The 26348-nt window shown below is 73.5% G+C and carries 13 protein-coding genes and 2 pseudogenes; 7 read left to right on the forward strand and 8 right to left on the reverse strand.

Annotation, left to right across the window (positions count from 1 at the left end; translation table 11 throughout):
* Positions 1-55: 55 nt before the first annotated feature.
* The 3 genes and pseudogenes from ABT232_RS09775 to mhpA all read left to right on the forward strand — a co-directional run.
* A pseudogene (locus tag ABT232_RS09775) lies at positions 56-8119 on the forward strand (SDR family NAD(P)-dependent oxidoreductase); the annotation flags it as partial.
* Between the two features lie 231 nt (positions 8120-8350).
* Positions 8351-8536 (forward strand): annotated as a pseudogene (locus tag ABT232_RS38435) (acyl carrier protein); the annotation flags it as partial.
* A gap of 1 nt (position 8537) precedes the next feature.
* Positions 8538-10151: a bifunctional 3-(3-hydroxy-phenyl)propionate/3-hydroxycinnamic acid hydroxylase MhpA gene (gene mhpA / locus ABT232_RS09785; protein WP_351838308.1), complete on the forward strand. Its 1614-nt coding sequence runs from the start codon at positions 8538-8540 to the stop codon at positions 10149-10151.
* A gap of 159 nt (positions 10152-10310) precedes the next feature.
* Here the strand turns inward: mhpA and ABT232_RS09790 are convergent, their stop codons facing one another.
* Together ABT232_RS09790 and ABT232_RS09795 are read right to left on the reverse strand one after the other, a co-directional pair.
* Positions 10311-11357: a 3-dehydroquinate synthase family protein gene (locus ABT232_RS09790; RefSeq protein ID WP_351838311.1), complete on the reverse strand. Its 1047-nt coding sequence runs from the start codon at positions 11355-11357 to the stop codon at positions 10311-10313.
* Between the two features lie 92 nt (positions 11358-11449).
* Complete coding sequence (locus ABT232_RS09795; RefSeq protein WP_351838314.1) at positions 11450-12271, reverse strand: lantibiotic dehydratase C-terminal domain-containing protein; 822 nt, start codon at positions 12269-12271, stop codon at positions 11450-11452.
* Between the two features lie 241 nt (positions 12272-12512).
* Here ABT232_RS09795 and ABT232_RS09800 point away from each other — a divergent pair, with 241 nt between their 5' ends.
* The 3 genes from ABT232_RS09800 to ABT232_RS09810 all read left to right on the forward strand — a co-directional run bounded on the left by ABT232_RS09800 (position 12513) and on the right by ABT232_RS09810 (position 16871).
* Entirely contained in the window at positions 12513-13433 is a 921-nt protein-coding gene (locus tag ABT232_RS09800) for an ROK family protein (RefSeq protein ID WP_351838317.1), read from the forward strand.
* 204 nt (positions 13434-13637) lie between these two features.
* Entirely contained in the window at positions 13638-15176 is a 1539-nt protein-coding gene (locus tag ABT232_RS09805; RefSeq protein ID WP_351838320.1) for an FAD-binding oxidoreductase, read from the forward strand.
* Between the two features lie 57 nt (positions 15177-15233).
* Positions 15234-16871 carry an FAD-dependent oxidoreductase gene (locus ABT232_RS09810; protein ID WP_351838323.1) on the forward strand — a complete coding sequence of 546 codons (1638 nt, stop codon included), beginning with the start codon at positions 15234-15236 and terminating at the stop codon, positions 16869-16871.
* 28 nt (positions 16872-16899) lie between these two features.
* Here the strand turns inward: ABT232_RS09810 and ABT232_RS09815 are convergent, their stop codons facing one another.
* Positions 16900-17340, reverse strand: a complete 441-nt coding sequence (locus ABT232_RS09815; RefSeq protein WP_351838326.1) for a winged helix-turn-helix transcriptional regulator — start codon at positions 17338-17340, stop codon at positions 16900-16902.
* Positions 17341-17457: 117 nt separating this feature from the next.
* Here ABT232_RS09815 and ABT232_RS09820 point away from each other — a divergent pair, with 117 nt between their 5' ends.
* Positions 17458-18939, forward strand: a complete 1482-nt coding sequence (locus ABT232_RS09820) for an MFS transporter (RefSeq protein WP_351838329.1) — start codon at positions 17458-17460, stop codon at positions 18937-18939.
* Between the two features lie 430 nt (positions 18940-19369).
* Here ABT232_RS09820 and ABT232_RS09825 read toward each other — a convergent pair whose 3' ends face one another.
* From ABT232_RS09825 to ABT232_RS09845, 5 genes are all read right to left on the reverse strand, one after another.
* Positions 19370-20140 (reverse strand): arylamine N-acetyltransferase family protein, encoded by a 771-nt coding sequence (locus ABT232_RS09825; protein WP_351838332.1) that lies wholly within the window; start codon positions 20138-20140, stop codon positions 19370-19372.
* 137 nt (positions 20141-20277) lie between these two features.
* Positions 20278-23019: a helix-turn-helix transcriptional regulator gene (locus ABT232_RS09830; RefSeq protein ID WP_351838334.1), complete on the reverse strand. Its 2742-nt coding sequence runs from the start codon at positions 23017-23019 to the stop codon at positions 20278-20280.
* 272 nt (positions 23020-23291) lie between these two features.
* Complete coding sequence (locus ABT232_RS09835) at positions 23292-24005, reverse strand: HAD-IA family hydrolase (protein WP_351838336.1); 714 nt, start codon at positions 24003-24005, stop codon at positions 23292-23294.
* A 48-nt stretch (positions 24006-24053) separates the two neighbouring features.
* Positions 24054-25154 carry a Gfo/Idh/MocA family protein gene (locus ABT232_RS09840; protein ID WP_351838339.1) on the reverse strand — a complete coding sequence of 367 codons (1101 nt, stop codon included), beginning with the start codon at positions 25152-25154 and terminating at the stop codon, positions 24054-24056.
* Positions 25151-26317 carry a DegT/DnrJ/EryC1/StrS family aminotransferase gene (locus tag ABT232_RS09845; protein WP_351838342.1) on the reverse strand — a complete coding sequence of 389 codons (1167 nt, stop codon included), beginning with the start codon at positions 26315-26317 and terminating at the stop codon, positions 25151-25153. Before ABT232_RS09845 ends, ABT232_RS09840 begins: the two co-directional genes overlap by 4 nt.
* Positions 26318-26348: the final 31 nt, after the last annotated feature.

Consider the following 26348-nt stretch of genomic DNA (forward strand, 5'->3'; position numbering starts at 1 on the left):
GGCAGACATGAGCAACAGCACCGGAAACCCGGCAAGCCCCTCGGGCAGCACCGAGGACAAGCTCCGCGACTATCTGAAGAAGGCCCTCACCGACCTGCGCCGCGCCAACGGCAGGGTCCGTGAGATCGAGGAGGAGCGGCACGAGCCGATCGCGATCGTCGCCATGGGCTGCAAGCTCCCCGGCGGCGTCACCGGCCCCGAGGACCTGTGGCGGCTGGTCGCCGACGGAGTCGACGCCATCACCGAGTTCCCCGACAACCGCGGCTGGGACCTCGACACGCTCTTCGACGACGACCCCGACCACACCGGCACCTCCTACGCCCGGCACGGCGGATTCCTGCACGACGCGGGCGAGTTCGACGCCGCCTTCTTCGGGATCTCCCCGCGCGAGGCGCTGGCGATGAACCCGCAGCAGCGGATCCTGCTGGAGACCTCCTGGGAGACCTTCGAGCGGGCCGGCATCGACCCGACCTCGCTGGGCGGTCGGAGCATCGGCATCTTCACCGGCGTCATGTACCACGACTACGCCCCCACCGGACGGCACATCCCGCCGGCCGTGGAGGGAATGCTCGGCATCGGCAACTCGGGCAGCGCCACCGCGGGCCGCGTCTCCTACACCCTCGGCCTCGAAGGGCCCGCGGTGACCGTGGAGACGGCCTGCTCCTCCTCGCTCGTCGCGATCCACCTCGCGGCCCAGGCCCTGCGCAACGGCGAGTGCACCATGGCCCTCGCCGGCGGCGTCGCCGTCATGGCCACCCCGGACGGCTTCGTCGAGTTCTCCCGCCAGCGGGGCCTCGCCAAGGACGGCCGCGCCAAGGCCTTCTCGGCGGCCGCCGACGGCACCAACTGGTCGGAGGGCGCCGGACTGCTCCTGCTGGAGCGGCTGTCGGACGCGCGGCGCAACGGGCACCAGGTGCTCGCCGTCGTCCGCGGCTCGGCCGTCAACCAGGACGGCGCCTCCAACGGCCTGACCGCGCCCAACGGGCCCTCCCAGCAGCGGGTCATCAAGGCCGCCCTGGCCAGCGCCCGGCTGACCCCGGCGGACGTCGACACGGTCGAGGCGCACGGCACCGGCACCTCGCTCGGCGACCCGATCGAGGCCCAGGCCGTCATCGCCACCTACGGCCAGAACCGGCCGGAGGACCGGCCGCTGTGGCTGGGCTCGCTGAAGTCGAACATCGGGCACGCGCAGTCCGCCGCCGGTGTCGCGGGCGTCATCAAGATGGTGATGGCGCTGCGGAACCAGGAGCTGCCGAAGACCCTGCACGTGGACGAGCCGTCGCCGAAGGTCGACTGGTCGGCGGGCGCGGTGGAACTCCTCACCGAGGCCCGTCCCTGGCCCAAGGAGGAGGGCCGCGCCCGTCGGGCGGGTGTCTCGTCCTTCGGCGTGAGCGGCACCAACGCGCACGTCGTCATCGAGGAGGCACCGGACGCCGACGAAGTCGTCGAGGAACGCGAGGGGTTCAGCGGCCCGCTGCCGCTGGTCGTCTCCGGCCGCTCGGCGCGGGCGCTGCGGGCCCAGGCGGCCCGGCTGGCCGACCACCTCACCGAGGAGCCGGCCGACCTGCGGGACGTGGCCTGGTCGCTGCTGACCGGCCGCGCCGCCCTGGAGCACCGGGCCGTGGTGGTCGCCGCCGACCGCGAAGAGGCGGTGGCCGGACTCCGCGCCCTGGCCGCAGGGGAGACCGCTTCCTCCACGACGGGCGGCGGCCGGATCGCCGTACTGTTCACCGGCCAGGGCTCGCAACGCCTGGGCATGGGGCGTGAGTTGTACGCGGCCTATCCGGTGTTCGCGGAGGCGTATGACGCGGTGGTCGCCGAACTGGACCGGTATCTGCCGAAGTCGCTGAAGGACGTGGACGGCGAGGAGCTGAACCGCACGGAGTTCACGCAGCCCGCGCTGTTCGCGATCGAGGTGGCGCTGTTCCGGTTGGCGGAGTCGTGGGGTGTGCGTCCGGACTTCGTGGCCGGGCACTCGATCGGTGAGCTGGCCGCCGCGCACGTGGCGGGCGTCTGGAGCCTGGCGGACGCGGCGCGTCTGGTCGCGGCGCGGGGCCGGTTGATGCAGGCGCTGCCGTCGGGTGGTGCGATGGTCGCGGTGCAGGCGACGGAGGCGGAGGTGCTGCCGCTGCTGACCGACGGGGTCGGCATCGCGGCGATCAACGGCCCGAACTCGGTGGTGGTCTCCGGCGAGGAGGCCGCCGCGGAAGCGGTCGCCGCCGCCTTCGAGGCGCAGGGCCGCAAGACCAAGCGCCTGACCGTCAGCCACGCCTTCCACTCGCTGCTGATGGACCCGATGCTGGCCGAGTTCCGGCAGATCGCGGCCGGACTGACGTACAACGCACCGCGCATCGGTGTCGTCTCCAACGTCACCGGCAAACTGGCCACCGCCGAGGAGCTTTCCTCGCCGGAGTACTGGGTCCGCCACGTGCGCGACGCCGTCCGCTTCGCCGACGCGATTCCGGCGCTCCAGGAGCAGGGCGTCACCGCGTTCCTCGAACTGGGTCCCGGCGGGGTGCTCACCGCGCTGGGCCAGGAGTGCGTCGCGGACGACTCGGACGCGCTGTTCGTGCCGTTCCTGCGCAACGGTGCCGCCGAGCCGCACAGCGCGGTGACGGCGGTCGGCCGGCTGTTCGCGGCCGGGCTGCCGACCGAGCTGACCGCGCTCGCCGCCGGCGGACGCCGCGTCGAACTGCCGACGTACGCCTTCCAGCGCGACTGGTACTGGCTGCGCCCCCTGGAGACCCGCACCGACGCGGCGTCCCTCGGGCTGACCTCCGCCCAGCACGCCGTGCTGGGCGCCGCGGTGGAGCTGCCGGACTCGGGCGGGGTGCTGGCCACCGGTGTGCTGTCGGTCCGCACCCACCCCTGGCTCGCCGACCACGCCGTCGGCGGCACGGTCCTGGTGCCCGGCGCGGCCCTGGTCGAGCTCGTGGTGCGGGCCGGTGACGAGGTCGGGGCCGGCACGGTCGACGAACTCGTCATGGAGGCACCGCTGGTGCTGCCGGAGGGGCCGGGCGTCCGTGTCCAGGTGGTCGTCGGCGGCCCGGACGAGGACGGCCGGCGTTCCGTCGGCCTGTACTCCACGCCGCAGGACGCCGGCCCGGACACCCCGTGGACCCGGAACGTCACCGGCACCCTCACCGAGCAGACGCGGGAGCCGGCGTTCGACCTGAGCGCCTGGCCGCCCGCGCAGGCCGAGCCGGTCGACCTGACCGGCTTCTACGAGAGGAAGGCCGCCGCCGGGTTCGGCTACGGCCCCGCCTTCCAGGGCGTGCGCGCCGTGTGGACCAAGGGCGAGGAGGTGTACGCGGAGGTCGAGCTGCCCGAGGGCCAGTCCCCGGACGGCTTCGGCATCCACCCGGCCCTCCTCGACGCCGCCCTCCAGGCCACCGGGTTCCTCGGCGAGGAGAACGGGGAGACCCGGCTGCCGTTCGCCTGGAACCAGGTCGCCCTGCACGCCTCCGGCGCCGCCGCGCTGCGCCTGCGGGCGGTCGCGGCGGACGGCGACGGCATCGCGCTGGAGCTGGCTGACCGGACCGGCGCCCCGGTCGCCGCGATCGGCGCCCTGGTCACCCGGCCGCTGTCGCCGGACGCCTTCGCGGCGCGGAAGGCCGTCGCCCAGGACGCGCTGTTCCGGGTGGAGCGGACACCGGTCACCGTCACCGGTGGCGCCGACGTCCGTACCGCCGTCCTCGGCACCGACCACCCGGACCTGCCCGCGCTGGTCGCGGCGGTGCGGGCGGGGGCCGAGCGGCCGGACGTGGTCGTCGCCGACCTCACCGAGGCGTCGGCCGCCGAGGGTCCGGAGCGGGCGCGCGCCCTGGCCGTGCGCGCCCTGGACCTCGTCCGGACCTGGTCCGCCGCTCCCGAACTGGAGCCGGCCCGTCTGGTCCTGCGCACCCGCGGTGCCGTCGCCGACGCCACCGACCCCGCGGCGGCCGCCGTATGGGGCCTGGTCAGGTCCGCGCAGTCCGAGAACCCCGGGCAGTACGTCCTCGTCGACACCGACGGCAGTCCGACGCCCGGCGAGCTCGCCGCGGCGGTCGTCGAGTCCGGCGAACCGCAGCTGATCGTGCGGGAGTCCGTGGTCACCGCGCCGCGTCTCGCCCGTGCCGGCCTCGTCGACGCGGACGGCTTCGGCGTCCTCGACCCGGAGGGCACGGTCCTGATCACCGGCGGCACCGGCACGCTGGGCGCGCTGCTGGCCCGGCACCTGGTCACCGAGCACGGGGTGCGGCACCTGGTCCTGACGAGCCGCCGCGGACTGGCGGCCGAGGGCGCCGAGGAACTGCTGCACGATCTCGCCGGGCTGGGCGCGCGGGTGCGGATCGAGGCCTGCGACGCCGCCGACCGCGCCGCCCTGGAGAGCCTGCTCGGCTGCCTGGAGCACCCGCTGACGGCGGTCGTGCACACCGCGGGCGTCCTCGACGACGGCGTGGTCACCGCGCTCACCCCGGAGCGGCTGGACACCGTGTTCCGGCCGAAGATCGACGCGGCCTGGAACCTGCACGAGCTGACCAAGGACCAGGACCTGGCCGCCTTCGTCCTGTACTCCTCCATCGCGGGCACCGTCGGCAGCGCCGGCCAGGGCAACTACGCCGCCGCCAACGCCTGGCTGGACGCGCTCGCCCGGCAGCGCCACGAGGCGGGCCTGCCCGCCGTCTCCCTCGCCTGGGGCGTCTGGGAGCAGGACGGCGGTATGCAGGACACCCTCGCCCGCAGCGACCGCGAGCGGATGGCGCGCAGCGGGATGCGGCCGCTGACCGGGGCCGAGGGCATGGCCCTCTTCGACGCCGCCCTGCGCGGCCCGGAGGCGGCCCTGGTCGCCGCCCGGTTCGACTTCCCGGCGCTGCGCGCCCGTACGTCGGAGGAGGCCACCCCCGCCCTGCTGCGGGCCCTGGTCCGCCCGGCCCGCCGGTCGGCGCAGACCGCCGCCGCCCCGGCCGCCGCCGAGTCCTTCGCGGAGCGGCTGGCCGCACTGCCGGCCGAGGAGCGCGCCCAGGCGCTGCTGGAGCTGGTCGCCGAGCAGGCCGCCGCCGTCCTCGGACTGGCGGGCGCGGACCAGGTGGAGGACGACCAGGCGTTCAAGGACCTCGGCTTCGACTCGCTGACCGCCGTCGAACTGCGCAACCAGCTCGCCGCCCGCACGGGCGTCCGGCTGCCGGTGACGCTCGTCTTCGACCACCCGACCCCGGTCGCCCTGGCGAAGCGCCTGCACGAGGCGCTGGCCCCGGCCCCCGCCCCGGACGCCGGACCGGCACCGCAGGCACCGGAGGCGCAGGAGGCCGAGGCGGCCGCCGGGCTGATCGCCGACATGGACGTGGAGAGCCTCGTCGCCCGTGCCCTCAGCGGCGCGGCCAACTGATTCGGTCTCGGACCGGGAGAGAAGATCATGACTGTTTCCGACGGAAAGCTCGTCGAGGCCCTGCGCGCCTCCCTCACCGAGAACGAGCGGCTGAAGCGGGAGAACGAGCGGATAACCGCGGCCGCCCAGGAGCCCATCGCCATCGTGGGCATGTCCTGCCGGCTGCCGGGCGGCATCGCCTCCCCGGAGGAGCTGTGGTCCCTGGTGTCCGGCGGGCGCGACGGCGTCACCGGCTTCCCCACCGACCGCGGCTGGGACCTGGACAACCTCTACCACCCGGAGCCCGGCCACCCCGGCACGACGTATGTGAAGGAGGCCGGCGTCCTGCACGGCGCCGGCGCCTTCGACGCGGGCTTCTTCGGCCTCTCCGACCGGGAGGCCCTGGGCACCGACCCGCAGCAGCGGATCCTGCTGGAGCTGGTCTGGGAGGCGCTGGAGCGGGCCGGTATCGACCCGCACACCGTCCGCGGCTCCGACACCGGTGTCTTCGCGGGCCTGATGTACCACGACTACGCCAACGGGGTGCGCAAGCTTCCCGAGGGGGTCGACGCCTTCCTCGGCCTCGGCAAGTCCGGCAGCGTGCTGTCCGGCCGGGTCTCCTACCTGTACGACCTGACCGGCCCGTCCGTGACGGTGGACACCGCCTGCTCGTCCTCCCTCGTCACCCTGCACATGGCCGTGCAGGCGCTGCGCGGCGGCGAGTGCTCGATGGCGCTCGCCGGCGGTGTCGCCGTGATGGCCACGCCGGACGCCTACGTCGGGTTCGCCGCCCAGCGCGCGCTCGCCCCCGACGGCCGCATCAAGGCGTTCTCGTCCTCCGCCGACGGCACCAACTGGGCCGAGGGCGCGGGCGTGCTGGTCCTGGAGCGGCTGTCGGACGCGCGGCGCAACGGGCACACCGTGCTCGCCGTGGTCCGCGGCTCGGCCGTCAACCAGGACGGCGCCTCCAACGGGCTCACCGCGCCCAACGGCCCCTCCCAGGAACGCGTCATCAAGGCCGCCCTCGCCGCCGCCCGGCTCGCTCCGGCGGACGTGGACACGGTCGAGGCGCACGGCACCGGCACCACCCTCGGCGACCCGATCGAGGCGCAGGCGCTGATCGCGACCTACGGCCAGAACCGGCCCGAGGACCGGCCGTTGTGGCTGGGTTCGCTGAAGTCGAACATCGGGCACGCGCAGGCCGCCGCCGGTGTCGCGGGTGTCATCAAGATGGTCATGGCGCTGCGCCACGAGGAACTGCCCAAGACCCTGCACGTCGACGAGCCCACCCCGAAGGTCGACTGGTCGGCCGGAGCGGTGGAACTGCTCACCGAGGCCCGTCCCTGGCCCAAGGAGGAGGGCCGCCCGCGCCGCGCCGGTGTCTCCTCGTTCGGCATCAGCGGCACCAACGCCCATGTCCTGCTGGAGGAGGCCGACGCCGAGGACGAGGCCCCGGCGGGCCCCGCGGCCGGCCGTCCCGTCGCCTGGGTGCTGTCCGCCAAGTCCGCCGACGCGCTGCGCGAGCAGGCCGCCCGGCTGGACGCCTTCCTCGCCGGCGCGGGCGACGACGTCACCCCGTACTCGGTCGGCCGCTCGCTGGTGCTGACCCGTACCGCCTTCGACGAGCGGGCCGTGGTCGTCGGCGACGGCCTGGACGCCCTGCGCGCGAAGGTCCGCGCCGTCGCCGAGGGCGACACCTCGGCGCCCGGGATCGCCCGCGGCAGCCGTACGAAGGGCCGCCTGGCGGTGCTGTTCACCGGCCAGGGCTCGCAACGGCCCGACATGTGGCGGGAGTTGTACGAGGCCTACCCGGTCTTCGCGGAGGCCTTCGACGCGGTCGTCGCCGAACTGGACCGGCATCTGCCGAAGCCGCTGAAGGACGTCGACGCCGACGAGCTGAACCGCACGGAGTTCACCCAGCCCGCGCTGTTCGCCGTCGAGGTCGCCCTGTACCGCCTCTACGAGTCCTGGGGCGTGCGCCCGCAGGCGCTGGCCGGGCACTCCGTCGGTGAGCTGGTCGCCGCGCACGTCGCCGGGGTGTGGAGCCTCGCCGACGCGGCCCGCCTGGTCACGGCGCGGGGCCGGCTGATGCAGGCCCTGCCGGCCGGCGGCGCCATGGTCGCCGTCCAGGCGACCGAGGAGGAGATGCTGGAGCTGCTCACCGACGGCGTCGGCATCGCCGCCGTCAACGGGCCGCGGTCCGTGGTGGTGTCCGGCGTCGAGGCCGAGGCCGAGGCGATCGGGGAGCGGCTGCGGGCCCAGGGCAGGCGGGTCAAGCGGCTCACCGTCAGCCACGCCTTCCACTCGCCGCTCATGGAGCCGATGCTGGCCGAGTTCCGGCAGACCGCCACCGGGCTCACCTACCAGGCGCCGCGCGTCCCGGTCGTCTCCAACGTCACCGGGAAGATCGCCACACCCGCCGAGCTGACCTCGCCCGAGTACTGGGTGCAGCACGTCCGCGCCGCCGTCCGGTTCGCCGACGGGGTGCGCGCCCTGCACGAGCACGGCACGACCACCTTCCTGGAGCTCGGCCCCGGCGCGGTGCTGTCCGCGCTCGGGCCCGGCTGCCTGGACGACGCCGCCGACGGCGTCGCCTTCGTCCCCGCCCAGCGCGTCGACGCCCCCGACGCGCACACCGCCCTCGGCGCGGCGGGCGCACTGTTCACCCGGGGCGTTCCCATCGACTGGACGGCGCTGTTCCCGGAGGAGGCACGGCGGGTGGAACTCCCGACGTACGCCTTCCAGCGCCGCGACTACTGGCTGGAGGCCGGCACCGTCATGACCGAAACCATCACCGCCGTCGAGGAAGCGACCGAGACCACCACCCCCGGCGCCGAGCCCGAGGAAGCGGCCCTGGAGGCGACCCGGCGGCAGCTGCTGGAGCGGCTGGCCGGACTGAGCGACGCGGAGCGCACCGACGCCCTGATCGACCTGATCACCGCGGAGGCCGAGATCGCCCGCACCCAGCAGAACCCCGACGAGACCTTCGACGACGAACTCGACGGCGACAGCCCGTTCTTCGAGGTCGGCTTCAACTCGCTCAGCGCCGTCGAACTGCGCAACCGGCTCGTCGAGGCGACCGGCATCGCGCTGAGCCCGATGCTGCTGTTCGACTACCCGACGCCGCTCTACGTCGCCGAGTACCTGGTCGAGCAGCTGGCGGCCGACACCGCGAACGGGGGTGTCTGAGGTGACGCGCACGACCGTCCACGCCGACGTCCTGATCGTCGGCTACGGGCCCGTCGGCCAGCTGCTGTCGCTGCTGCTGGCCGACCGGGGCCGCACCGTCACCGTCGTGGAGCGGTGGCCGCAGGCCTACCCGATGCCGCGGGCCGTCGCCTTCGACGGCGAGGGCGCCCGCACCCTGTCCGCCGCCGGCATCGGCGGGCTGGTCGGCAGGATCGGCGAGCCGTCCGGCGAGTACCTGTGGCGCAACGCCGACGGCCAGGTGCTGCTGCACATCGACGGCGCGGAGCGGAAGCTGGCCGGCTGGCCGGAGTCCACCTCGATGTACCAGCCCGCGCTGGAGGCCGAGATGGAGGCGCGCGGCGCCGGCCTGGACAACATCACCGTGCACCGCGGCCACGAGGTGATCGCGCTCGCCGAGCACGGTGACACGGTCGAGGTCACCGCGGTCGACCGGGACGGCGGCGAGCGGGTCTTCACCGCCTCCTGGGTGGTCGGCTGCGACGGCGCCAACAGCTTCGTGCGCCGCGCGCTCGGCAGCGAGCTGTCCGACACCGGCTTCTCCCACGACTGGCTGGTCTGCGACGTCGTCCACCACGACGGGCGGACCTTCGAGCCGAACAACCTCCAGATCTGCGACCCGGCCCGGCCCCGCACCTCGGTCTCGGCCGGCCCGGGCAACCGCCGCTACGAGTTCATGCGGGTCGCGGGGGAGACCATCGAGGGGCTGAACACCCCGGAGGCCGCCTGGGAGCTGCTGAAGCTGTTCGACGCCACCCCGGAGAACTCCACCCTGCGCCGCCACCACGTCTACAGCTTCAAGGCGGGCCACGCCGACCGCTGGCACGGCGGCCGGCTGGTGCTCGCGGGCGACGCCGCCCACCTGATGCCGCCGTTCGCCGGGCAGGGCATGTCCTCCGGCTTCCGGGACGCGGGCGCGCTGGCCTGGCGGCTGGACGCGCTGCTCGCGGGCACCGTCGGGCCGCAGGTGCTCGACGACTACGAGGAGGAGCGCCGCACCCATGTGAAGTGGGCCATCACCATGTCGGTCAACCTCGGCCGGATCATCTGCCAGACCGACCCCAAGGCCGCCGCCGACCGCGACCTGGTGATGAAGGCCGCCGCCGAACGCGCCGCCGCGCGCGGCGAGACCCAGCAGCGCTCCCCGCTCCAGCCGCTCGCCAAGGGCTTCCTGCGCCGCGCGGCGAACGGCAGGCCGGCCCGCCCGGCCGGCACGCTCTCCCCGCAGGCGCGGGTCGCCCGAGGTACGGCGCGGGCCCTGTTCGACGAGGTCGTCGGCCTCGGCTTCGTCCTGCTCACCACCGAGGACCCGGCCGTGCTGCTGGGCGACGCGGAGCGGGACGTCCTCGCCCGGCTGGGCGCCCACACCGTGCGGGTCCTGCCGGCCGGCAGCGACCCGGCGGCGGCGGGCCCGGGCGAGGTGGTCGACGTCGATGGCGTCTACCTGCCGTTCCTGACCGCCGGCGGCGCGACCACCGTCCTGATCCGCCCCGACTACTACGTCTACGGCGCCGCCGCCGGCCCCGAGGACGTACGGGCCCTGGTCCAGGAGGCGCATTCCGCGCTCGCGGCGCCGCTGGCGGCCGCGACCGCCTGACCCGAGGGGAGGCACCGCAGCCGGAAGCCCGCGCAGGTTCGCCGCGCGGGCTTTCGCCGTTCCTCCCCGTGCCGGGCGGTGCGGTCCGGGGCACGACGAGAAGCCGCCCCGGTCGTCGTCTCGACGACCGGGGCGGCCCGTTGTCCGTGCTCCTCGTCCTCACTCCTCCCTGGGCATCCCCGCCAGCACGTCCAGGATCACCGACTCCGGTATCCCGTCGACCAGTTCGGGCCCGTCGGGGCCGGACAGGACGAAGGCGAGACCGGTCATCGCCTTCTTGTCCAGCCGCATCAGCTCCAGCAGTTCCGACTCCGTGGGACCGGCCGGCAGCCGGTGCGGAAGTCCGTACGACCGCACCACCTCCAGGTGTTCGTCGACCCTCGCCCGGTCGATCCGCCCGAGCGCCCCGGCCAGCCGGCCGGCGAACACCGTGCCGATCGCCACCGCCTCGCCGTGCCGCAGCGCGAAGTCGGTGGCCCGCTCCAGCGCGTGCCCGAGGGTGTGCCCGTAGTTGAGGATGTGCCGGATGGAGTCGTCCCGTTCGTCCGCGGCGACGATCTTCGCCTTGCACGCCACGCTGGTCGCGATCTGCTCGACGAGCGGGCGTCCGCGCAGGTCACCGGTGCCGATGAAGTGCGCGCGGGCGATCTCCCCGTACCCGTTGCGCCACTCGCGCTCCGGGAGGGTCTCCAGGAAGTCGGTGTCGCAGAGCACCGCCGTCGGCTGCCAGTACTGGCCGACGAGGTTCTTGCCCTGCGGCAGGTTCACCGCGGTCTTGCCGCCGACGCTGGCGTCCACCTGGGCCAGCAGCGTCGTCGGCAGGTGGATGACCGGGATGCCGCGGTGGTACAGCGACGCCGCCAGCCCCACCGAGTCGGTGGTGGTGCCGCCGCCGACGGACACCACCGCGTCCGCGCGGGTCAGACCGTACTCGGCGAAGGCCCGGCACATCCGGTCCACGGTGGCGAGGCGTTTGTCCTCCTCGCCGTCCCGCGCCTGCAGGTGCAGGGCGGGCACACCGGGGTCCGGGAGCATGTCGCGGGGCCTGGCGGAGACCACGGCCACCTTCCGGGCGCCGAGTTCGGCGATCACCCCGGCCAGCAGGTGGCGTACGCCCGGACCGATGTGCACGGGGTAGGAACGCTCGCCCAGTGCCACGTCGATCCGGCGTGCGGAACGGGTGTCCGCGGTCGTGACAACAGTCATCTAGAAGTCCTTTCGGTCGTGGGGGAGAGGGTGGTACGGACGTGAAGAAACGCTTCTCCAGAACCTCCGGAGCTGCCGGAGCGTCAGCCGGGTCATGCCGTCGTCAGGACGGTCGCCCCGGCCAGCGTCGCCGGGACCGGCGTGCCGGCCGCGAGCGTGGTGCGCACCGCCCGGGCCGCGCGGGCACCGGTGCGGGCCGCGACACCCAGCCGGTCATGGGTGAGCAGGACGTGGTCGTAGAGCAGGAAGTTCACCGGCACCCCGTCCTCACGGCCCGCCGCGACCAGGTCGCGGACCGCGGTGACGTACGCGTCCCACAGCCCGGTGCTGCCCGGCAGCCGCCCGCACACCGGGGCCAGCGCCCAGGCGTCCGCCTCCGCCGCCAGCTCCACCCGCTCGTCCGGGCCCAGCACATCGGTGCCGAACTGCCAGAAGTGGAAGAGGAAGGCGGCCCGTTCGCCCTCGGAGGTCAGCGCGCTCAGCCGCCACAGGTGCGCGGCCGCCAGACACTGCCGCTGCTCCTCGTCCAGCCGGCCGCCGCGCAGCAGCTCCAGCGCGAAGGTGCTGGACACCGTGGCCAGCCGGTCGGCCATCCGCAGGGTGCGCGGCGTGCGGTACTTGGCCGTCTCCGGCAGATGCGCGCCCGTGATCATCGGCCAGTTGTGCTCCGAGGTCTGCGCCCGCAGCCGGCGCTCCAGCTCCTTCAGCACCGGCTCGGTCGAGTGGAACCACAGCCCGAGGTCGGGGCCGGCCGCCGGGCCGGGCCGGCGGAACTGCCACAGCGCGTCCGGGTCCTCGGCCCGCAGATGGCCGACCAGATCGGCGGCCATCGTGGAGAGCACCCGGGCGGTGTGCTCCTCCGGACGGCTGCGCATCGGGTTGGGCAGCCGGACGAAGAGCCATTGACGGTTCATCGCGGAAATCACCTCGCGCGAGTCGGGTGGAAAAAGGTGGATTGGCGCCGAGATTAAGGTGCGCGGGCGGCCCTAACCCGAGGACGGCCCGGACCGGTTCGTCCGCGCGGAAAGATAGGGATGAGTTAGGGGGAGGGCAGGGAGGGGGCACCCCGACGGCACGGGTTCAGCAAGGCCGCGCTGGAACCACGATGGACGCCGGGTTACCGCCCGGTGGGCCGCGATCCGGACACTCACCGCCATGAGTGGCATCACGGGTTATCTCGGCATCGACGTCGGTGGCACCAAGGTCGCCGTCCGGGTGGAGGGCGCGGGCGCCGACCCGTACCGCACCACCTTCCGCTGGTCCGCCGACGGAGGAGTGGCCGACGACATGGCGGCCCTCGCCCGCACCCTCGCGGAGGTACGGCGCCACTGGCCCGGCCCGCTGCGCGCCGCGGGCGTGGCCATGCCCGCCACCCTCGACCCGGACGGGCGGGTCACCGCCTGGCCCAACCGCCCCGGCTGGGCGGGTCTCGACCTCGCCGCCGAACTGCGGGCCATGCTGCCCGGCACCGCCGTGGCCTGCGCCGACGACGGCGACCTCGCCGCGCTCGCCGAGGCACGCGCCGCCGGCCACGACGACCTGCTCTACCTCGGCATCGGCACCGGAGTCGGCGGCGGCGCGGTGGTCGGCGGCGCGCTGTTCCCGGGGACCGGGCGGGGCTCCTTCGAGATCGGTCACCTCGTCGTCGACCGCTGCGGCACCCGCTGCGACTGCGGCCGCGTCGGCTGCGTCCAGTCCCGCGCCTCCGGACCGGCGATCCTGCGCCGCGCCGCCGAACTGCGCGACGCGCCCGTCGAACCCGCCGAGCTGCGCGAGGCCTGGCAGCGCCGCGACTCCTGGGCCGTCGTGGCCCTCGACGAGGCCTCGGCGGTGCTCGCCGCGGCCGTCGTCGGCACGGCGGAACTCCTGCACCCCACCGCCGTGGTGATAGGCGGCGGCTTCGCCGACGCGTTCCCCGACCTCACCTCCCTCGTCGCACGGCACAGCCAGGCCCTGGCCCGCCCCGGCCACCCGGCCCCGGCGCACCACCGAGCCCGCCTCGGCGGCCTCTCCTCCCTGCACGGCGCGCTGCACCTCGCCCGGACCCTTCCGGCACCGACGTCCGTGCCGGCCTGATGAGCGGCGACTCTCGCCCTGACGCAGCCGCTCTGACCTGCGGGTTTCAGGCGGTCCTGGGATCCCGGACGGCCAGTGGGCGGCAAATTCCCGGGCAGTGGACCGGCGCCCGGATAGTGGTCACTGCTCAGGCCATGGATGTGACTGCCACCTGGCCCGCCTTCTGAAATCCCTTGCGTCCCAACGAACTTCCTTAGGAGTGCCGTGCACACCAGACGAACGATTCTCCGGGCCGGAGCAGGAGCAGGGCTGGCGCTCACGGCATCGGCCGTCGCCGCCGGCGGCGTGACCCTGGCGCAGGCCTCCACCGCGAGCGCCGCCGACTTCGGCGGCCTCGGCACCAAGCTCCAGGGCGACCTGGTCCTCCCCGGCGACAGCGGCTACGCCGCCGCCAAGCAGAACCAGTTCGCGGAGTTCGACGCCATCAGCCCGACGGCCGTCGCCTACTGCGAGACCCCGGCCGACGTCCAGGCCTGTGTCAACTTCGCCCGCGCCAACGGGATATCCGTGCGGGCCCGCAGCGGCGGCCACAACTACCGCGGCTGGTCCACCGGCGAGGGCCTGGTCGTGGACACCTCCCGGCTGCGGCACGCCACCGTCGGCAGCAGCACCGTCCGCGTCGGCCCGGGCCTGCAGTCCATCGACGCCCTGCACGCCCTGGCCCCGCACGGCAAGCAGGTCATCGCCGGCACCTGCCCGACCGTCTGCCCCGGCGGCTTCCTCTCCGGCGGCGGCATCGGCTACCAGACCCGCAAGTTCGGCCTGGGCAGCGACCGGGTCCGCTCGGTCCAGCTGGTCACCGCCGACGGCCGGCTGATCCGCGCCTCGTCCTCGCAGTACTCGGACCTGTTCTGGGGTCTGCGCGGCGGTGGCGGCGGCAACTTCGGCATCGTCACCGAGTTCGAGATCGCCCCGATCGCCGCCCCCAGCATGGTGTTCTTCAACACCACCTGGTCGTGGGACAAGGCGGAGGAGGTGTTCGCCGCCTGGCAGGCCTGGCAGCTGAGCAGCTCGGTGAACCTCGGCTCGGCCCTGATCTTCATGCTTCCCGACGCCGCCCCCGGCGCCGTCCCGGAGATCATCGTCACCGGCGGCTACCACGGCCCGGAGTCCGAGGCGATCGCCGCGCTGGACCAGCTGACCGCGCTCGTCGGCGCCCAGCCCACCAGCCGCTTCCACAGCGACCTGCCGTACCACGAGGCGATGAAGACGGCCTACGGCTGCGGCGACCTCACCCAGGACCAGTGCCACCGCGAGGGCACCGGACCGGACGCCCTGCTGCACCGCACCGGCTGGCTGCGCGAGGCGTACCGCTTCTTCGACCGGCCGTTCTCCGCGAGCGACCTGAACCGGATCATCAGCGCCTGGGACGGCGACCGCGTGGCCGGCCAGCGCCGCTTCCTGCACTGCATGGCGGTCGGCGGCAACGCCAACCGCGTCTCGCCGACGGCGACCGCCTTCCCGCACCGCACCGCCAACTTCATCGTCGGCTTCACCACCCAGCTCGACCAGCCGACCGCGCCGGACGCCGAGGCGGCCGCCGAGGCCTTCGTGGCCAAGGGCTCGGACCTGCTGGACCCGCTGGGCATCGGCGCCTACGTCAACTTCCCCGGCTCCCAGCTGCCGGACTGGGCCACCCAGTACTACGGCGACAACTACCTGCGGCTGCTGGAGGTCAAGCGCCGCTACGACCCGAACAACTTCTTCCGCCACCCGCGCAGCATCGGCAGCACCGCGCAGTGAACCACCCGGCGAAGACGCAGTGACGTACCCATCCGACGGACCTGAGGGGAATCCATCATGAGCAAGTCGAGCGGGCGCGGCACCGCGGTGGTGATCGGCGCCGGAATAGCGGGTCTCTCCGCGGCCAAGGCACTGTCCGACGCGTTCGAGCAGGTCGTGGTCGTCGACCGGGACGAGCTGCCGGACTCCGGTGACCCGCGCCGCGGCGTGCCGCAGGGCCAGCACTCGCACATCCTGCTCGTGGCCGGCCAGCAGGCGCTGGGGGAGCTGTTCCCCGGCCTGGTGGACGAGCTGGCCGAGCGCGGCGCGGTGATCTTCGACTCCGGCGAGGACGTCCATCTGTACCGGCTGGGCGCCGCCTGGAACCCGGTGCACAGCGGGCAGCCCTTCGTCTCGATGACCCGTCCGCTGCTGGAGTACACGCTGCGCCGGCGCGTCGCGGCGGTCCCGAACGTGACGATCCGCGCCGACACCTCGGTCTCCGGGCTCGGCGGTTCCGACGGCCGGGTCACCGAGGTGCTGCTGGACGGCGACGAGCGGCTGGCCGCCGACCTGGTCGTGGACTCCACGGGCCGCGGCGCCCGCTCCGACCGCTGGCTGTCGGCGCTGGGCTTCCCCACCCCGGAGGTGGAGGAGGTCAAGGTCAACGTCGGCTACGTCAGCCGGCTGTACCGCGCCAAGCCCGGCGACCTGCCGGTGCAGGCGGCGTTCGTGCAGCCCACCCCACCCGCGGAGAAGCGCATCGGCGCGGCCCTGCTGGTCGAGGGCGACCGCTGGCTGGTCTCGGTCGGCGGCTGGCACCGCGACTACCCGGCCGCGGACGAGGAGGGCTTCCGCCAGCACGCGGAGAGCCTGCCCGACCCGATCATCGCCAAGCTGATCTCGCAGGCGGAACCGCTCACCGAGCCGGTCGCCTTCCAGTACCCGGCCAACCGCCGCCGGCACTTCGAGCTGCTGGAGACGGTCCCGAGCGGATACCTCGCGCTCGGCGACTCCCTCTGCAGCTTCAACCCCCTCTACGGGCAGGGCATGACCTGCGCCGCCCAGGAGGCACTGGCCCTCGGCAAGCTGCTCACCGAGCAGGAGGGTGTCACCGCCGAGCTGTCCAAGGCGTTCTACCAGGCCGCCGCGGGCGTGCTGTTCGTGCCGTGGCAGGCGGCGATCGGCGGCGACTTCGACTACGCGGAGACGGCCGGCAGCCGGCCGGCCGCCGCCGAACTGTTCGGCCGCTACTCCACCCAGGCGCAGCTGGCCGCGCAGGTCTCCGGCGAGGTCCGCAAGGTGATCCTCCAGGTGCAGCACCTGCTGGTGCCGCCGATGGCCCTGTGGGCGCCGTCGGTGCTCGCCGAAGTGGTCCGCGCGGCCCGGCACGCACCCGAGGGCACCGAGCCGGAGTTCGGCCACGGCGGCCACGGGCGCGCGCTGTGGACGGCCCACGACCGGGACGCGGAGCGGATACGCGCCGCGCTGCGGGAGGCGGGCTGCCGCGAGTTCGACGACCGGCAGACCGGCTTCGCCGTCGAGGGCGGCGAGCCGATCCTGGTCGCCTGCCTGGACGGCGACCTGATCGCGGCCGGGGAGCTGGACCGCTATGCCGAGGCCATCGGCAAGGCCGGCTTCACCGCCACCCCGGACGCCGACGACCCGACCCTGCTCCGCGTCGTGCCCTCGGAGGCCGTGGGCGATGCGGGCTGAAAGCCGCCGGACGCGGGCGGTACCCGGCTCAGGCCGGGCCGCCCGCCGGCTCCCCCTGACCCTCCGTGACCTGCGCGGCGTCGTATGCCGCGCGGGAGGCGCTGATCGCGCTGCGGTTGCGTTCCGCCCAGCCCATCAGCGTGAGGAAGGCGTCGTGCAGTTCGCGGGCGCTGTCGGTCACGCTGTAGACGACCTTCGCCGGCACGGTGGGGTAGACGGTGCGCACCAGCAGACCATCGCGTTCGAGGCTGCGCAGCGTCAGGGTGAGCATCCGGCGGCTGATACCCGGAATGGAACGTTCGAGTTCGGTGAAGCGGACCGGTCTCTCGGCCGCCGCGAGGATGATCTGGATGCTCCACTTGCCGCTGATGCGGTCCAGGACCTCGCGCACGGCACACGGTTCGCCGATGTTCTCGAACTCCGTCTCCGGGCTGACCTCGACGGTTACACCGCTGTTCCGTTGGGACACGAAAGTGCCTCCTTCCCTGTCTGGCCATCGTTACAGATGATGAGTCCAGTAACAAGCCGTAACCCGGGCTCACGAACAGGGACCTAGATAACCCCCCTCAGAAAGGAAAAATGGCACATGTCTGCCGAAGCTCTTGCCCGGCCCGGAGGACGGCCGGGGCCGAAGATGGCACTGCTGGCGTTCTGCATGCTCATCTTCTCCATCGACTACAACATCGTGTACGTGGCACTGCCCGAGATCGGCCGTGAGGTCGGCTTCTCCGCGCAGTCCCTCCAGTGGGTCGTCAGCGCCTACTCCGTCGGCCTCGGCGGCGCGCTGCTGCTCGGTGGCCGCGCGGTCGACCGGCTCGGCGCCCGCCGGATGCTGGTTCTCGCCCTCGCCCTGTACGCGATCGCCTCGGTGGCCGGTGGTCTGGCCACCGACCCGGGCCTGCTCGTCGCCGCGCGCGTCGTCCAGGGTCTCGGCGGCGCCCTGCTCTTCCCGGCCACCCTCTCGCTGATCAACACCAGCTTCGAGGAAGGCCCGGTCCGCAACAAGGCGTACGCGGTCTGGGGCACCGCCGGTGCCTCCGGCGCCATCATCGGCTCCCTGGTCGGCGGTCTGCTCACCAACTACCTGGGCTGGGCCTGGGTGTTCTACGTCAACGTGCCGCTGTGCGTGCTCGCCATCTTCGGCTGCTACGCCTGGCTCGCGACGGACGTCACCGCCGGCGACTCCCGCAAGTTCGACATCCCCGGCGCGCTGCTCGCCACCGCCGCGTCGACCCTGCTGGTCTTCGGCCTGATCAACGGCCCGGAGGCGGGCTGGGGCTCCTCCCAGACGCTCGCCACCGTCGCCGCCGGTCTGGTCCTGGGCATCGCGTTCTTCGTCCTGGAGGCCAAGACCAACGACCCGCTCGCCCCGCCGCGGCTGTTCGGCTACCGCGGTCTGCTGACGGCGATCCTGATCATCTTCGTCTTCCAGGGCGCCATCAACACCCTGCACTACCTGTTCTTCATCCAGCTCCAGGACGTCCTCGGCTACAGCCCGCTGGAGGCCGGTCTCGCCTTCCTCCCGATGAGCGCGGTCGCCATGCTCGGCTCCAGCAAGCTGCTGCCGGCCGTCGTCAAGCGCTGGGGTGTCCGCGGGGCGCTGTTCGGCGGCCTGATCGGTGTCGGCGCCGCGATGATCGTCCTGTCGGCGACGATGTCCACCAACGCCAGCTTCTGGCCGCTGCTCCCCGGCGTCCTGCTGTGGGGTCTGTTCGCCGGCATGATCTACCCGGCGATGTTCATGGCCGCCGGTTCGGACGCCGCGCCGGACGAGCAGGGTGTCGCCTCCGGTCTCACCCAGACCTCGGCGCAGATCGGTGGCGCGGTCGGCATGGCCCTGCTCATCGCGGTCGCCAACGCCGGCCTGGACCTGGGCGAGGGCGCCTCCAACCCGATCGGTGACGTGGTCGACGGCCTCCAGCTGTCGGCTCTGGTCGGCGGTATCGCCGCACTCGCCGGTGCGTTCCTGGCCTTCCGGATCAAGTCCCAGAAGGCCGCGGAGCAGGAGTCGGCGACCTCGGACGCCGTCACCGAGGCCCCCGAGCGCGAAACGGCCCACTCCGCGTAACCAGCCCATCCCCCTTCCCCCCGAAGGCCCGCCGCCGACGCTCCCCCGACGTCGGCGGCGGGCCCCTTTTCCGCGCGGCTTCTTCCCGCGCGGCTCGAGACAGGTCCGGGCCCCTCCGCGGAGGGGCCCGGACCTGTCCGCGCGTCCGGCCCCACGGCGGCCCGAGGGGCGGGTGCGCGGCGGTGCGGGGGCGCCCGTGCGGAGGGCTGAAGGCGGTGCGGGGACGCCCGTGCGGGGGTCTGGAGGCGGTGCGGAGGGCCTGACGGGGGCACCTCGGAGGGGAACCAGGGCGCACCCGGGAAACGGGCCGGAGACGGGCGCCAGGCGTGTCACGAACACCGCCGGCACTCGGCGCACACGACGGTGCCCCACCCGGTTCGACCGGGTGGGGCACCGTCAATGGGGGAGTGCGAGGGAGGCGGAGGCGGGTTCAGGACTCCGGGTCGAGGACGGTCCGGACGGCGTCCTCGTAGTCCGCCGGCCTCACCAGGACCTTGATCTCCTGCTTGCCGTCCACCACCTTGATCATGCGCTTGCCGATCAGGGTCAGCTGGCCGTTCTCCAGGGCGCGCCCCTTGATGAGCGTGACCGCGGCGTTCAGCTCGCGCGCGTACTCCCGCAGGCTCGGCTCGCCCTTCCACTCGGACAGGTCCCGCACGACGTCGTGGAAGCGGTAGATGATCTCCCAGGCGCCCTCCGCCGGGCGGCGGTTGAGCACCCACCAGTCGCCGTCCCGGTCCAGCCGGTACCCACAGCCGTACTGCTCCTGCACGCCCTCCGCCAGGCGCAGCGGCTCGATGAACGACGGGCCGGCGAAGCCGACGTCCACCAGCCAGCGCTCCTCGCCGAACCGCACGGCGTGGAACATGTGCTCCAGCTCGGGACCGAACTCCCCGTTCGCCATCCGCACCCCGGCCGACATGATGACCACGTCGAAGCCGAGCCGGCCCAGCAGGTTGCGGAACAGACCGCTGATCTCGTGGCAGACCCCGCCGCGGCCGCCGGTGATGACCGCGTCGAAGGTCGCGTCGACGTCGATGTCGACGTACTCCCAGATGTCCAGTCCGCGCCCGGCGTTGAGGGCGTTGTCGAACGGCACCCGCATCAGATGCAGCTTGTGCAGCGTCCGCAGCAGTTCGGGAGAGGGTTCCAGCGGACCGGAGTAACCCAGTTTCTTCAGATAGGCGTCTACGTCGAACACGTCGGCCTCCAAGGAGTGGCGATGCTGATCGGTGGTGGAGAGGTGAAGAGGTGAACTGGTCAAGCGGTGGAGAGGTGAAGAGGTGAAGCGGTGGAGAGGTGAACTGGTGGAGAGGGGAGAAGTCGGGGGACGGGCGGTCAGCCCGCCTTCGACGCGTTCGGCCACAGATCCGACGGCAGGTCCTGACGCCGCTGGATCTTCAACTTCCGGTACACCCGCGTCAGATGCTGCTCGACCGTGCTCGGCGTGACGAAGAGCTTCGCCGCGATCTCGCGGTTCGTGTAACCCATCACCGCGAGGGACGCGACCCGCATCTCGGAGCCGGTCAGCTCGTCGATCCGGGTCCGGTGCTGCTCCGGGACCGGGTCCGCGCCCACCGGCGCGATCCCCTCGGACCCGGCCAGCAGCTCCTGGGTGAGCGGCTGCGCCTCGCAGGCCTTGGCGACGTGCAGGCTCTGCCGGAACAGCATCCGGGCCCGCCGCTGCTCGCCCAGCGCGTTGTACAGCCGGCTCATGTCGGACAGCACCCGCGCCTGTTCGAAGCGGTCGCCGGCCGACTCCAGCAGTTCCAGCGCCTCGGTGAGCAGCTGGAGGCCGCGTCCCGGCGCGCAGGTCGCGGCGTACAGCCGCAGCGCGATGCCCCGGGTCCGGCCGCCGCTCGCGCCGGGCCGGGTCAGCTGCTCGTGGATGAGCTGCTTGGCCCGGTCGGTGTTGCCCAGCCGGATGCACGCCTCGGCCGCCCCGGCCCGCCACGGCACCGGGCCGAGCGCCTGGATGCCCCACTTGCGCTGGAGCTCCCCGCAGGACAGGAAGTCGCCGAGGGCGGCGCGGTGGTGGTTGGTGGCCAGGTGGTGGATGCCGCGCGCCTGGAGGAAGGGCAGCCCGTACCAGCTCTCGTACATGGCCGGCGGCACCGCCTGGGAGAGATGGCGCAGCGCCTCGTCGTAGCGGCCCATGCGGGTGGTGGCCACGATCAGGCTGGCCAGCGGCAGTCCCACGGCCACGCCCCAGGCCTTCGGCGGCAGCAGCCGCAGTGCCGTGCGCGCCCGGTCGGCCGCCGTGGTGAGGTCGCCCTGGCGGATCGCGACCTCGGCGCGGACGGCGTGGAACACCGCCTGCCAGGTCGGGGTGGCGCGCTCGGCGGCGTCCAGGGCCAGCCGTTCGCACCACTCCGCGGCGCTGTCCGTGCGGTCGCCGTGCAGCAGGGTGAGCAGCGCCAGGACGGCGGCCTCCTCGGACCAGTACGCGGACCGGCTCAGTCTGAGGTCCCACAGCCCCTGCTCGGCCCGCTCGACCGCCTCCGGGTGGTCGCGGATGAGCTGGCCGGCGAGCGCGGCGGCCCGTCCCAGCCACGGTTCGCTGCGCAGCACCGACACCACCGCGCCCTCGCCCGCGCGGCCGGTGCCGGCGCGGCGCGGTCCGGGGACGGTGGGACGGGCCGGGCGGGCCAGCGGCGGGTGGGCCCAGGACAGCCACTGCTCCAGGTCGGCCACCTCACCGGAGGCGTCGGCGCGGCCGGCCGGGCCGCTGCGGATGCGCTCCAGCGCGTCCACGGCCTCCTCGTTGCGGCCGTGCCACAGCAACTGCCGTACCAGCAGGGCGGATTCGGGGAAGCGCAGCCGTCCGGCCCGGTCCGCGGTGATCAGCTGGGGCAGATGCCGGGCCGCGGCGGCCGGGTCGGACTGGAACTCGGTGTGGGCGAGCCGGGCCAGGATCTCGGCCCGCTCGGCGAGGTCGCCGCTGGAGCGCTGGGCGAGTTCCAGGCAGGCGGCGGCCGCGGCGGGCCGGTCGGCCAGCAGCTCGTGGTCGGCGGCCTCGACCAGGACGCGTACCGCCCAGGGCTCGTCGGCGCGGCCGGACTCCAGCAGATGGCGGGCGACCCGGCCGGGCTGCGCGCCGGAGTCGTACAGCAGCCGGGCGGCCCGCCGGTGCAGCGCGGACAGCTCGCGCGGCGCGAGGTCGTCGAGGACGGCCTGCCGCACCGCGGGGTGCCGGAACCTGCCGTCCTCGGAGAGCAGCCCGCACGCGGCCATCGCCCGTACGGTCGGCTCCACGGGCGTCTGGGCCAGCGCGGCGAGGGTGTCGGTGTCCGACTCCTGGTCCAGCACGGCGAGCGCGCGGGCCAGCGCGAGCGTGCTCTCGTCGCCGCGGTGCAGACAGCTGAGCAGCGCCAGGCCGTAGGAGTGGCCGGCGCCCTCGTCGCCGTCGGAGCCCTCCCAGTCGTCGAGGAGCGCGCCGAGCAGCAGCGGGTTGCCGCCGGTGGCGGCCCGGAAGTACGGGGTGAGGCGCCGCGCGGCCTGCGGGCCGAGACGCGGCGTGAGGAAGTCGGTGATCCCGGCCTCGCCGAGCGGGCCGACGCGCAGCCGGGTGAGCCCGGTCTCGCGCAGCAGCTCGGCGCGCAGCTGGAGGTTGGCCGACGGGACGTCGGTGTTGTCGGTGAGCAGGACGACGATCCGGGCCGAGCGCAGTCGGCGGGAGAGGTGGAGCAGGAGGCGCAGGGACGGTTCGTCGGCGTGCTGGACGTCGTCCACGGCGATGAGGAGAGGTACGTCGACGGAACGTTCCAGCAGGGCGGCGCACAGATCGTCGGCGGACTGTGCGTCGGAGCCGGTCCGGCCGGGTGCGCCGTAGCCGGGTATTCCGGCGTAGCGGCACAGCTGGTGCATCACACCGAGGGCGTGGGTGCGCTCCGGCCGTGCGCAGATGGCGTGCAGCAGCCGGAACCCGGCGGCCTCCGCGCGGTCCGCGACGGCGTGCAGCAGTTCTGTCTTCCCACTGGCTGACGGGCCGTCGACCAGGACCATCCGCCCTCTTCCGGCGAGCGCGGCTTCCTGGACGCGGAGCAGCCGTTCCAAGTGTTCCTCGCGTTCGACAAGCATGGCTGATCCCCCATTGATGGTTGCCGCTTCGCGGCGCGATCCACTATCCGCAGGGGTGTGCCATCGGCTGGGAATCGCCCATCCACTCGAACGGAAAAGCGCATGAACGGGCGCCCGAAGAGGCGAACGGCAAGGCGCCCGGCCGGTGAGGGGGAAGTCACCGGCCGGGCGCGGGTGGTCGGCGGAGGACCGCCGTGACGTCCGCTGTTCCGTCGTTCCGTGCGTCCGCTGCTCTCCTGTCCGCTGCTCTCGTGTCCGAGTCCGTCGATCGCTCAGCCGACCACCTCCGCCACCGCCGGGCACAGGGCCAGCAGGTCGGAGGGGCGGAACAGGGTCGCGTCCGGAGCCGCGCCCAGGAGTTCCGCCGCGTCGCACTCGCCCCACAGCGCAGCCACCGCCGCGACCCCCGCGCCGCGCGCCGCCTGGATGTCGGTGACCGCGTCGCCGACCATCAACGCGTCCTCGGCACGGACGCCGAGCAGGTCCAGCGCGTGCAGCACGATGTCGGGCGCCGGCTTGGCGCGCGGCACCTCGTCGGAGCCGATGACATGGTCGAAGAAGTGGATGACGCCCAGCTGGTCCAGCAGGTGCCGGGCCCGGTCGCCGGCCTTGCCGGTGGCGATCGCGGTACGGAACCCGCGCTGCCGCAGCTCCTGCAAGGTGCCGGTGACGCCGTCGAACAGCGGCACCCGGTCGGCGAGCCGGTAGCTCTCGCGGACGAACGGCTGCTCCATCTCCAGCGGCAGCCCCATGATCTTCATGATGTCCGGAAAATATCGGCCGAGGTGGCGCTCGTACTCGTCGAACGGCGCCTGCCCGTCCCCGACGACTTCCGCGTAGGCGATGGTGAACGCCTCCCGCATCACGGGGAAACTGTCGACGATCACACCGTCGAGATCGAAGACGACCACACTCTTGGGATTCTGGAACGGGCCGGTGGGTGTGCCGGTGAGGGTTCCTGAGGACAAGGCGGTACCAGTGTTCACGGGGATCTCCCTGACGAATCTGCGCGCATGGCTGCGCGTGCTGCGGTCTCAGACCGCCGCGGCGACCGGCCGCGCCGCGGACCGGGCCCGGCGGGCGGAGCCGTAGAGGCGTTCGATGACGGCGATGGTCCGCGCCGCGTCGGCGACGGCCCGTCCCCGCTGCGCGGGATCGGCGAGCAGGTCCGGCAGGCCGTCGAGCTGACGGTCGTACTCCGCGCCGATGGGTTCCTCGGGGAACGGCACCGGCTCGGTGCGGCCCGCCCGGGTCAGCAGCAGCTCGGAGCCGCCCGCCCGGTTGGGGCTGAAGCCGAAGGTGCACCGCAGCGAGACCGTGCCCGCGCTGCCCTCGACCCGGATCGTGGTGGTGTCCAGCGCCTCGTGCGAGGCCCAGCTGGCGCGCAGCGCCACCGACACCCCGCCGGCCGTCACCAGGAACCCGCGCGCGGTGTCCTCGACGTCCCCGCCGCCCGCCTCGACCGGCTCGTCGCGCCGGCGCCAGGCGGTGCCGTGCGAGGCGGCGTTGATGAAGTCGCCCGAGACGGTGCCGAGGGCCTCCTCGTAGCCGACCGGGCCGAGCAGCGAGCCGACCGTGTCCAGCAGATGCCAGCCCAGGTCGACCAGGGCCCCACCGCCCGACAGGTCGCTGCGGGTGAACCAGCCGCCGGTGTCCGGGACGCCCTTGGCCCGCACCCAGGAGACCTCGATGTGCCGTACCTCGCCCACCTCGCGGTCCACCGCGGCGGCCAGCGCCGCCACGTCCGCGCGGTGCCGGGCCGCGCTGCCCGCCAGCAGCACCGCCCCGCCCGCCGTCTCGGCCGCGACCAGCTCCGCCGCCTCGGCGGAGGTGAGGCAGACCGGCTTCTCCAGGAAGACCGGCACGCCCCGGCGCAGCAGCCCGGCGGCGACGGGAGTGTGCAGATGGTTGGGTACGGCGACCACGGCGAGGTCGGCGTGGTCCGCGGTCAGCTCCGCCACGTCGGCGAACACCCGCACATCGGGCCCGGCCGCGGCGGCGGCCTCCTGGGCGGTGGGCGCGGGGTCCACGACGGCGGTCACCCGGTACCGGGGGTGCCGGGCCAGCCGCGACAGCCAGATCTCCCGGCCGGCCCAGCCGAGCCCCACCACGGCCACTCGGACGGCGGGCGTCACAGCGCGGCCAGGGTCTCGGCGACGATGTCCGCGATCACGTGCATCTGCTCCTCCTCGGCGAGCAGGGTCCGGTGGTGCAGCCAGATGGTGTCGGCGTACACCGCCTCGGTGTTGGGGCAGCGGGCGGCGATCGACTCCAGCGACTCCTCCGGAGCGGCGTACTCCCAGAAGCCGTCCGAGCGGTAGATCGCGCGGAAGGCGGCGAAGGCCGGCAGGCCACGCTCGATCAGCGCGTCGACCAGCTGGTTGCGGCGCTCGGCGCTCATGCCGGGCATCCGGAACATCGCCATGTAGTGCGGGTTGCGGGTGACGCGCTCGTCGATGACCTGCGGCTGCACCCCGTCGATCTCGCTCAGCAGCCGCGACAGCACCGGCCAGTTGCGCTCACGGGTGTCGATCTGGCCGCCGAGGCGGGCGAGCTGGGCGCGCAGCACGCTCGCCGAGAACTCGTTCATCCGGAAGTTGGAGCCGGAGGTCTTGTGGTAGTACAGCCGGTCCGTGCTCGGACGGCCACAGCTGTGCCGCAGGAACGCGGTCTCGCGCTGCTCGGCGTCCTCGAAGGTGACCAGGCCGCCCTCGCCGGCGGTCATCAGCTTGCCGTTCTGGAAGCTGAACGCGGCGACCGCGCCCAGCTCGCCGACCTTCCGCCCGTCCCACTCGGCGCCGTGCGCGTGCGCGGCGTCCTGGATGAGCGGCACCCCGCTGTCGGCGGACACCTTGCCCAGCGCGTCCATGTCGCAGATCTGGCCGGCCATGTGGACCGGCATGATCGCGGCGGTGCGCGGGGTGATGGCGTTCGCGGCGGCGGTCGGGTCGAGGTTGAAGGTGTTCGGGTCGATGTCCACCGGCACGGCGACGGCGCCGAGCCGCTGGGCGGCCTGCGACGAGGAGATGAAGGTGAACGCCGGCACGATGACCTCGGTGCCCGGGCCCACGCCCAGCACCTGGAGGGCCAGTTCCAGCGCGTGCGTGCCGTTGGTGACCGCCAGGGTGTGGGACGTGCCGTGGTAGTCGCCGAACTCCTGCTCGAAGGTGTCGACCTCGCTGCCGCCCATGCGCCACCACTGGCCCTGCTCCAGGGCGCGGATGAGACCGACGCGTTCGTCGTCCCCGTACTGGGGCCACACGGGGAAGTTCGGCTTGGGCCGGGATTCCTGGGTCATTTTCTTTTCCGCTCCTTGTGGTCCTGCTGGG

Origin of the sequence: Streptomyces sp. NPDC001532 (genome assembly GCF_040298625.1) — a bacterium.
Taxonomy (GTDB): Bacteria; Actinomycetota; Actinomycetes; order Streptomycetales; family Streptomycetaceae; genus Streptomyces.

What these genes read in the sequence shown, in the direction of transcription:
- ABT232_RS09820 (WP_351838329.1), top strand. Translation starts at nt 17,458, where the DNA reads ATGTCTGCCGAAGCTCTTGCCCGGCCCGGAGGACGGCCGGGGCCGAAG.
- ABT232_RS09790 (WP_351838311.1), bottom strand. Translation starts at nt 11,357, where the DNA reads ATGACTGTTGTCACGACCGCGGACACCCGTTCCGCACGCCGGATCGAC.
- ABT232_RS09810 (WP_351838323.1), top strand. Translation starts at nt 15,234, where the DNA reads ATGAGCAAGTCGAGCGGGCGCGGCACCGCGGTGGTGATCGGCGCCGGA.
- ABT232_RS09800 (WP_351838317.1), top strand. Translation starts at nt 12,513, where the DNA reads ATGAGTGGCATCACGGGTTATCTCGGCATCGACGTCGGTGGCACCAAG.
- ABT232_RS09845 (WP_351838342.1), bottom strand. Translation starts at nt 26,317, where the DNA reads ATGACCCAGGAATCCCGGCCCAAGCCGAACTTCCCCGTGTGGCCCCAG.
- ABT232_RS09830 (WP_351838334.1), bottom strand. Translation starts at nt 23,019, where the DNA reads ATGCTTGTCGAACGCGAGGAACACTTGGAACGGCTGCTCCGCGTCCAG.
- ABT232_RS09795 (WP_351838314.1), bottom strand. Translation starts at nt 12,271, where the DNA reads ATGAACCGTCAATGGCTCTTCGTCCGGCTGCCCAACCCGATGCGCAGC.